Consider the following 8,004-nt stretch of genomic DNA (forward strand, 5'->3'; position numbering starts at 1 on the left):
CTTCGCGCCCCGCCGGCTCCTCACCGTGCCCGCAACGAAGGAAAGGCTCACACCCATGACCCGGGTGCTGGTGGTGGAGGACGATCCCCAGCTCGTCCGCGCGCTCAGGATCAATCTCCAGGCGCGCAAGTTCGAGGTGGCCGAGGCCGGCGACGGCGGCTCGGCGCTCAGACTCGCGGCCGCGCACAAACCTGACGTCATCGTCCTCGACCTCGGGCTGCCCGACATGGACGGCATCGAAGTCATCAAGGGCGTCCGCGGCTGGAGCCTGGTCCCGATCCTGGTCCTGTCCGCCCGCCACACGTCGGAGGACAAGATCCGGGCCCTGGACGCCGGCGCCGACGACTACGTGACCAAACCGTTCAGCATGGACGAGCTCCTGGCCCGCCTGCGCGCGGCCACCCGCCGTCAGGAGGCGCCGGGGACCGCCCGGCCCGACAAGGTCACCCTGGTCGCCACCGACGAGTTCACCGTGGATCTCGTCGCGAAGAAGGTGCTGAGGGGCGAGCGCGCCGTACGGCTCACCCCGACCGAATGGCACCTGCTGGAAATCCTCACCACCCACCCGGGGCGCCTGATCAGCCAGAGCCGGCTGCTGCTGGAGGTGTGGGGGCCTACGTACCGCGAGAACACCAACTACCTGCGGGTCTACATGGCCCAGCTCCGGCGCAAACTGGAGGCGGACCCCTCGCACCCCCGGTATCTCATCACGGAACCGGGGATGGGATACCGCTTCGAACCCTGAATTGTCCACCCGCCCGATCACCAACAGAGAAGAAGAGTCGGAAACATGGGACGCGGCACGCTCCGCATCTACCTCGGCGCGGCGCCGGGCGTCGGCAAGACGTACGCGATGCTCTCCGAGGCGCACCGCCGGATCGAGCGGGGCACCGACTGCGTCGTCGGCTTCGTCGAGCACCACGGCAGGCCGCGCACCGAGGTCATGCTCCACGGCCTCGACATCGTCGAGCGGCGCCGGATCGAGTACCGGGGCTCCTCCTTCACCGAGATGGACGTCGATGCGATCCTCGCGCGGCGCCCGGCCGTCGCCCTGGTGGACGAGCTCGCCCACACCAACGTGCCCGGCTCGCGCAACGCCAAGCGCTGGCAGGACGTCGAGGAACTCCTCCAGGCCGGCATCGACGTGGTCTCGACCGTCAACATCCAGCACCTCGAATCGCTGGGTGACGTGGTCGAGACCATCACCGGGGTCCGGCAGCGGGAGACCGTGCCGGACGAGGTGGCCCGTCGGGCCGACCAGATCGAGCTGGTCGACATGTCCCCGCAGGCGCTGCGCCGCCGGATGGCCCACGGCAACGTGTACAAGCCGGACAAGGTCGACGCAGCCCTGTCCAACTACTTCCGGCCGGGCAACCTCACCGCCCTGCGCGAGCTGGCCCTGCTGTGGGTCGCCGACCGGGTCGACGAGTACCTCCAGGAGTACCGGGGCGAGCACAACATCCGCTCCACCTGGCAGGCCCGCGAACGCATCGTCGTCGGCCTCACCGGCGGCCCCGAGGGCCGCACCCTCATCCGCCGCGCCGCCCGCCTCGCCGAGAAGGGCGCGGGCGGCGAGGTGCTCGCCGTCTACATCGCCGCGAGTGACGGCCTGACCTCCGCCTCGCCCAAGGAGCTCGCCGTCCAGCGCACCCTGGTCGAGGACCTCGGTGGCACCTTCCACCACGTCATAGGCGACAACGTCCCGGACGCGCTCCTGGAGTTCGCGCGCGGGGTCAACGCCACCCAGATCGTGCTGGGCGTCAGCCGCCGCCGCTCCTGGCAGTCCGTCTTCAGCCCCGGGGTCAGCGCCACCGTCGCCCGCGAGTCCGGACCCGACCTCGACGTCCACATCGTCACCCACGACGAGGCCGCCAAGGGCCGGAGCCTGCCCGTCGCCCGCGGGGCACGCCTCGGGCGCTCCCGCATCATCTGGGGCTGGCTCACCGGCATCGGCGGCCCGGCGCTCCTCACCGTCCTGCTGAACGACGTCGTCCCCGGCCTCGGGCTCGCCAACGACATGCTGCTCTTCCTGACCTTCACGGTGGCGGCGGCGCTGCTCGGCGGACTGCTCCCCGCTCTGGCGTCGGCGGCCTTCGGTTCCCTGCTGCTGAACTACTTCTTCACCCCGCCGCTGCACGAGTTCACCATCTCCGACCCGAAGAACATCGTCGCCATCGCGATCTTCGTGGGGGTGGCCGTCTCCGTGGCCTCGGTGGTCGACCTGGCCGCCCGGCGCACCCATCAGGCCGCCCGCCTGCGGGCGGAGTCCGAGATCCTCTCCTTCCTTGCCGGCAGCGTCCTGCGCGGCGAGAACTCCCTCGACGCCCTCCTGGAACGGCTTCGCGAGACCTTCGCCATGCAGTCGGTCGCCCTCCTCGAACGCACCAGCGAAGTCGACCCCTGGACCGCGGCGGCAGCCGTCGGCACCAGCCCCGCGGCACGCCCCGAGGACGCGGACGTCGACCTGCCCATCGGCGACACCATGGCGCTCGCGCTCACCGGCCGCGTCCTGCCCGCCGAGGACCGCCGTGTACTCGGCGCCTTCGCCGCGCAGGCGGCCGTCGTACTCGACCGCCAACGCCTGGTCGACGAAGCCGAGAGGTCGCGCGAACTCGCCGAGGCCAACCGCATCCGCACGGCGCTCCTCGCCGCCGTCAGCCACGACCTGCGCACCCCGCTCGCCGGTATCAAGGCCTCCGTCTCGTCCCTGCGTTCCAATGACGTCGCATGGTCGGAGGAGGACAAGGCCGAGCTCCTGGAGGGCATCGAGGACGGCGCCGACCGCCTCGCCGCCCTGATCGGGAACCTGCTGGACATGTCCCGCCTCAACACGGGCACCGTCGTCCCCCTGATCCGCGAAACCGACCTCGACGAGGTCGTGCCGATGGCCCTGGGCGGCGTACCCGAGGACAGCGTCGAACTGGACATCCCCGAAACCCTGCCGATGATCGCCGTCGACCGCGGTCTGCTGGAGCGTGCCGTCGCCAACATCGTCGAGAACGCCGTCAAGTACAGCCCCACCGGCCGGCCCGTCCTGGTTTCGGCCAGCGCCCTGCACGACCGCGTCGAGGTCCGCGTCGTCGACCGCGGCCCCGGAGTTCCCGACGAGGCCAAGGAAAGGATCTTCGAACCCTTCCAGCGCCACGGGGACGCCCCGCGCGGGGCCGGAGTGGGCCTCGGCCTCGCGGTCGCCCGCGGTTTCACCGAGGCCATCGGCGGCACCCTGACGGCCGAGGACACCCCGGGCGGCGGCCTCACCATGGTGATCACCCTGGCGATGGCGGGCGGCACTCCACCGGTCTCCGCGGAGCTGCCGACCTCGGCGGTCACCTGACGTACGGCGGCCCCCGGCCGCGAACCACGTGAGCCGTCCGGCCCCGGTGTCCTCACACCGGGGAGCCGGACGGCTCACGTGTGGTGCGACGGTCGACCCGGCACGCGCTCGGCGCAGGTCCGAACCCCCCACGAGCCAGACCTTGCGCCCCTTCGGGCGGTGTTCAGGTCACCGCCCTCGGACGCGTACCGCGGGACCGTCTTCCCGTACCGTCGCCCCACCAGTCTGCGGCCGGTCCGAGGCCCCGGCCGCACTCCTTGACGGGTTCCTTCCGCACGGAAGTCGATCTTTGACGCAGCCCGGACGGCGGCCGTCAGGAGGCCGTCAAAGTCCCAGCGGGTGCCGTCAGGATGGCGTATGGGCCGTTTCGTTCAGGGCCTCGGTGCTGTTCGCTGGTCAGGTTGGGGGCGCATCGAGGAGGCGGGTTTCGGTTGAGCACGGAGAACGTCGTAGGCATCGTCGTCGCGGTCAGCATCGTCGGGTACCTGGTCCTGGCGTTGTTCTTCCCCGAGAAGTTCTGACATGCCGACCTCGCGCTCACGGCCAACCATGCCGGACCGTTCCAACCGGCCCCGGGCCCCGCGCCGTGGAGCCCTCCCCCCGTACGACCACTCCTGGCCCTGCCCTGGAGCAGCCCGCCGGGCCGCCGAGGCCGACGGGTTCCCCCCGAGCGGGAACCCCGTCAAGATCCCGTAGCCGCGACATCAGCGCTGTGTCAGGGTCCGGTTCCGAGACCTCTTCCCGCCCTAACGTCACCCTCATGGAACGACGCTCCACACAGGACACCCACTGGGCCGGTGAGCGGCGCTCGGCGATCGGTGTCGCGTTTCTCCTGTTCACGGCCCTGTTCAGCATGGACGCGGGCCTCGGCGAGCTCGATGTGCCCCGCGGCGCCGTGTGGACCGGGCTGGCCGGCCTCCTCTTCGTGGTCCTCCTGCCGCCCCGGGTATCGGTACGGCCCGGCCGGCTCAGCACCCGCAGGCTGCTCGTGGAGGACACCGTCCGCACCGACGCCCTCGTCTCGGTCCGCTGGTACGACGGGGTGACGCAGCGGATGGTCCTGCGGGACACCGAGGGCAGCCGGGTCGAGATCGACCCGACGGTCCTCGTCCGCAACCCCGCGATGTGGCACCGGCTCGCCGTGGACGCCCGCACCTCGATCCAGCGCGGCACCCTGCTGAGCGGCACGACCGCCCTGCGCGAGCTGTCGGAACGCATCGACCGCGAGACGGCCCGCACGGTCTTCAAGGTCTCCGGCCTGGAGTGACCTCGAAGCGGCACCCGCGCAGCTCGATCCGCACTGAATGCCAGGGTTCAACGCTGCGTGGCCATCACCAAGACGGCATTCTCGGCACCCCCGCTTCCGGCCCGGAGAAGGCCCCCGGAGGCGCGACCAGGCGGCGCCACGGGTGGGGTTCCCATGCTTGGGGCGGCAAGTTCGGTGACGGACAACATGTGCGGCTGAACCGGGCGTTCCCATGGTGTGGCGACGGGGTACCCGGGGGGTAGGCCGCCTCCCGCCCTTCCGCCTCGGGCGGACCGCCGAGATCAGCCGCCGATCGCTTCGTCGGTCGGCACGACAGCGCCCGCACCAGTGTCGGGGGCCGCCACCAGCCCGCAGGGCGAGGGCGCCGTCGAAGCGCCGCCCAACAGAGCCGAACAGGTACACCCGCGGACGCGTGCCTCCAGAGTGCGGGTGAGGTCGTCCGCGGGATCGTGCACGCCCTCCGGCTGGGTGGGGGCGTCTGAGGGGCACGGAAGGCGTCCGTCCACCGGTCGTCACCTGGGCCGCCGGGGCCGCGGACCGACGGCCTCAGGCCCGGTGGGCATACAGGTCCCGGAGCAGGGAGATCTCCGCTCCATGGTGGATCACCTCGCGGTTGATGTGCAGGACGAGCGTCGCCATCGGCTCCTGCGCGTAGGGGCCTCCGCCTCGCCGCAGGGGCGCGTCAGCCCCTCCGTGCCCAGGGAGCGCACTCCGGCGACCCACCGCGCGTACGCGGCGTCGAGCTGCTCCAACGCCTCTGCCGCGGTGCCTGGATACGCGTACGTCATGTAGTCCACGGGCGGTCCGCCGAAGTGCGAGGCGCTGCGCGCCCCCAGCACTCCGACGAGGATGTGGCCGAGGCGCCAGGCGATCGTGGTGACCGGCGGGGGAACCGGCTCCGGAGGGGCCCAGTCGATCGTGAAGTCGCCGGAACCACCCTGCACAACGTCGTTCATCCTGATCGAGTGCTACGTGCGCCGGTCGCGACCCGGAGCTACCCGTCTGCGCCGGTACGCGGCGGGAAGGCGAGGCCGGTGGGGGTGTTGAGGCCGGTGGGGTTCAGCACGGCCTGGGTGCCGTTCGGGCGAAGACGGAGCACACGATTGTCGAAGGCGTCGGCGACGTAGAGGGTGCCGCGGTGGTCAAGGGCCGGACCGAGCAGGCTGCTCAGACCGGGGAAGGGCACGGTGCTCTGCGCGCCGGTCGCGGCTGCGATCTTCACCACGCGGTTGTTGCCGCTGTCGGAGACGTACAGCCTCTGGCCGGTGTGCGGGTGGTGTACGTCGTACGGTTCGGCGGCGTTCGGCGGCGTCCACGGCTTGCGCGGGCATTACGCACAGGAGCAGCAGTCCGACGACCCTCCGTCGTGCCGGCCTGCTCCCGCCGACCCAGGCAGCGGCTGCGGGCGTCACGAGAGCCACCGGAAAACGAGGGATCGTCAAGACCTGGGGATCACATCAGCCTGGGGCGTTGATGCGGTCGTCAGGTTCGGCGGCTCGCTGCGTTGCGGACACGCCGAGTGCGACCGTGCTCGGCCAACAGGCGCAGGGCGGCAGGCGAAGTGACGAGCTGGGCGGCGGCGACCGTGTGCTGGAACCAGTCGGACGCGGTCAGCAGTTCCTCGTCGGTCCATGGCTCGTCCAGGGCGATGGACCTGAGCAGAGTCCACTCGCGCAGGCGGCGGGCGAGGAAGGCGCGATCGCCGATGACCGTGGCCATCATCGCGGCCCAGGCGGGAAACCGGGGGCTGGTCAGCTGTTGGGCCGCCCGGCGTTCGAGGTGATGGTTCACGGCGCTCTCGGCCATGGCTGCGTCTTCGTCGTGCAGGACGGTGGCCAGCAGGTCCGCCTCCTCCGCCTCCGCGACGCTGTCCAAGGCCCGCTGGTATCGGGCATAGCGCCGGTGCTCGGGGGGTTCGTCGTCCTTCTGAGAGCCTGTCATGCCGCAATCACATCATTGCGCTCGCCGGCTGACCACGTTCGCAGCAGGCTCCGGCCCGGACGAGGGGGACAAGGCGGGCGCCTGCCACCGACTTCTAAGGAACTCCACGACAACCGCTGAGCCCCGCGCCCCCCGGTGACGGCCCCGGTCGCCCTGTTGAACGCCCGCGCGCCGGCGGAAGCAGCTGGCGGGCGTTCTGGTGGGGGTTGGTCAGGACGAAAGGGGAGGGGGCGCCGCGTGGGTGCGGCTGTCCGCCCCTTTCATATGGGGTAGCCGGGAGAGGCTCCTTCGGGGCCGTTCGGCAAGAGCATGGCTGAGATGCACCCGTCGGGCGGGAAGTGTGGTGACGGGCACCATGTGCGGCTGACCTGGGCGTTCCTATGGTGTGGCGTCACCAGGTGGCCGCCGGGAGCGGGGGGCGTTGCTCAGCCCTCGAGCCACGGCGTGCGCCGACAAACACGTGGGCACCACTGCCCGGCAGGTGGACCCCGTCCCCGGGGAATCAGGTGGACGGTGGCCGGCCCGGACCGGAGTCACTCCTTGCTCAGCCGCACCGTGTCTCCCGTCCGTCCGCCCCCGAGGACGTCGATACGCACGCCGGTCGCGGGGTCTGTGAAGCTCTGGCCGGGTGCGTACGCGGCCAGGTCCAGCGCCGCACACCCGGTGGGCGGGGTCGTGGTCGGGTTCGCGTTCGTGATCCGCACCGGGCCTTCGCCGGTCCGGGCTGCGGAGTCGACCTTGTAGATGAGGACGCCGGTGGAGCAGGCGGCCGCGTCGTTGCCCTGGGCGCGGCGGGATTCCGCCACGTATGCCGTCGTCTCACCGGTCCGCAGCACGGCGATCTTGGTTCCGCCGGACCGTTCCACCGGGGTCAGTCGTACCGTTCGGCGACCGGACGCGGCGAGGCAGGCGACCTGGTCGTCGCGAGTCCAGCCGAGCTTCCAAGAGTGCCACCCGAGGTACTGCGGAGCGTGGCCGGCGATGTCGCCCATGACGTCCCAACCGCCCACGTACTGGTGGGTGGCGCCGGCGAACGAGTACAGGTCGGGCAGCCCGAAGGTATGGGCGGTCTCGTGGGCCGCGACCTTGTGGCCCCAACGCCACATGTCCTGCCCGAAGGTGACGGCCCATTTGAGGCGGGTGCCGTCGGCGGTGATGCCGGGCGTCGCCGGGTCGTACAGGTAGGTCGGTGAGAAGGGGATGGCGGTCGCCGTCCTGGCGGGGACGACGTAGACCATGTCATAGCGGGAGAAGTCCGCGTAAGGGTCGGCGGCCGTGATCGCGTCGCGGAGGTACTTCTCGTGGGCCTCGAAGGTGAGACCGCGCGCGAAACCGTAGGAGGTGGAGTCGGCAGGCATCCGGATCCAGCGGTGCAGCGGGGTGTTGTCCAATCGTAGACGGCCGTAGCTCGCGCGGCCCGTCCAGTCGGCGGCCGGTGCGAGGTGAGCGGCGTACGGTTCGG

General features: G+C 71.1%; 8 protein-coding genes. 4 read left to right on the forward strand and 4 right to left on the reverse strand.

Going from position 1 to position 8,004, the window contains the following annotated elements; all coding sequences use genetic code 11:
• Positions 1-55: 55 nt before the first annotated feature.
• From AB0F11_RS36715 to AB0F11_RS36730, 4 genes are all read left to right on the forward strand, one after another.
• Positions 56-745, forward strand: a complete 690-nt coding sequence (locus tag AB0F11_RS36715; RefSeq protein ID WP_362183818.1) for a response regulator — start codon at positions 56-58, stop codon at positions 743-745.
• Between the two features lie 45 nt (positions 746-790).
• Positions 791-3,334, forward strand: coding sequence for a sensor histidine kinase KdpD (locus AB0F11_RS36720; protein WP_362183801.1), 2,544 nt, complete (start codon positions 791-793; stop codon positions 3,332-3,334).
• Positions 3,335-3,765: 431 nt separating this feature from the next.
• The gene (gene kdpF, locus AB0F11_RS36725; protein WP_106982927.1) at positions 3,766-3,855 is read left to right on the forward strand and encodes a K(+)-transporting ATPase subunit F; all 90 of its coding nucleotides are present in this window, start codon (positions 3,766-3,768) and stop codon (positions 3,853-3,855) included.
• Between the two features lie 239 nt (positions 3,856-4,094).
• Complete coding sequence (locus AB0F11_RS36730) at positions 4,095-4,601, forward strand: hypothetical protein (protein ID WP_362183804.1); 507 nt, start codon at positions 4,095-4,097, stop codon at positions 4,599-4,601.
• 602 nt (positions 4,602-5,203) lie between these two features.
• On the opposite strand, the gene AB0F11_RS36735 is transcribed toward AB0F11_RS36730, so the two are convergent.
• The 4 genes from AB0F11_RS36735 to AB0F11_RS36750 all read right to left on the reverse strand — a co-directional run.
• Positions 5,204-5,557, reverse strand: coding sequence for a DinB family protein (locus AB0F11_RS36735; RefSeq protein WP_362183807.1), 354 nt, complete (start codon positions 5,555-5,557; stop codon positions 5,204-5,206).
• A gap of 38 nt (positions 5,558-5,595) precedes the next feature.
• Positions 5,596-5,823, reverse strand: a complete 228-nt coding sequence (locus AB0F11_RS36740; RefSeq protein ID WP_362183810.1) for a hypothetical protein — start codon at positions 5,821-5,823, stop codon at positions 5,596-5,598.
• Positions 5,824-6,083: 260 nt separating this feature from the next.
• A complete protein-coding gene (locus AB0F11_RS36745; RefSeq protein WP_362183813.1) occupies positions 6,084-6,542 on the reverse strand; it encodes a hypothetical protein in 459 nt (152 codons plus the stop codon).
• Between the two features lie 533 nt (positions 6,543-7,075).
• On the reverse strand, positions 7,076-8,004 hold a 929-nt coding region (locus AB0F11_RS36750; protein WP_362183815.1), incomplete at its 5' end, for a M6 family metalloprotease domain-containing protein.

It is taken from the genome of Streptomyces sp. NPDC032472 (assembly GCF_040636955.1).
Classification (GTDB): domain Bacteria; phylum Actinomycetota; class Actinomycetes; order Streptomycetales; family Streptomycetaceae; genus Streptomyces.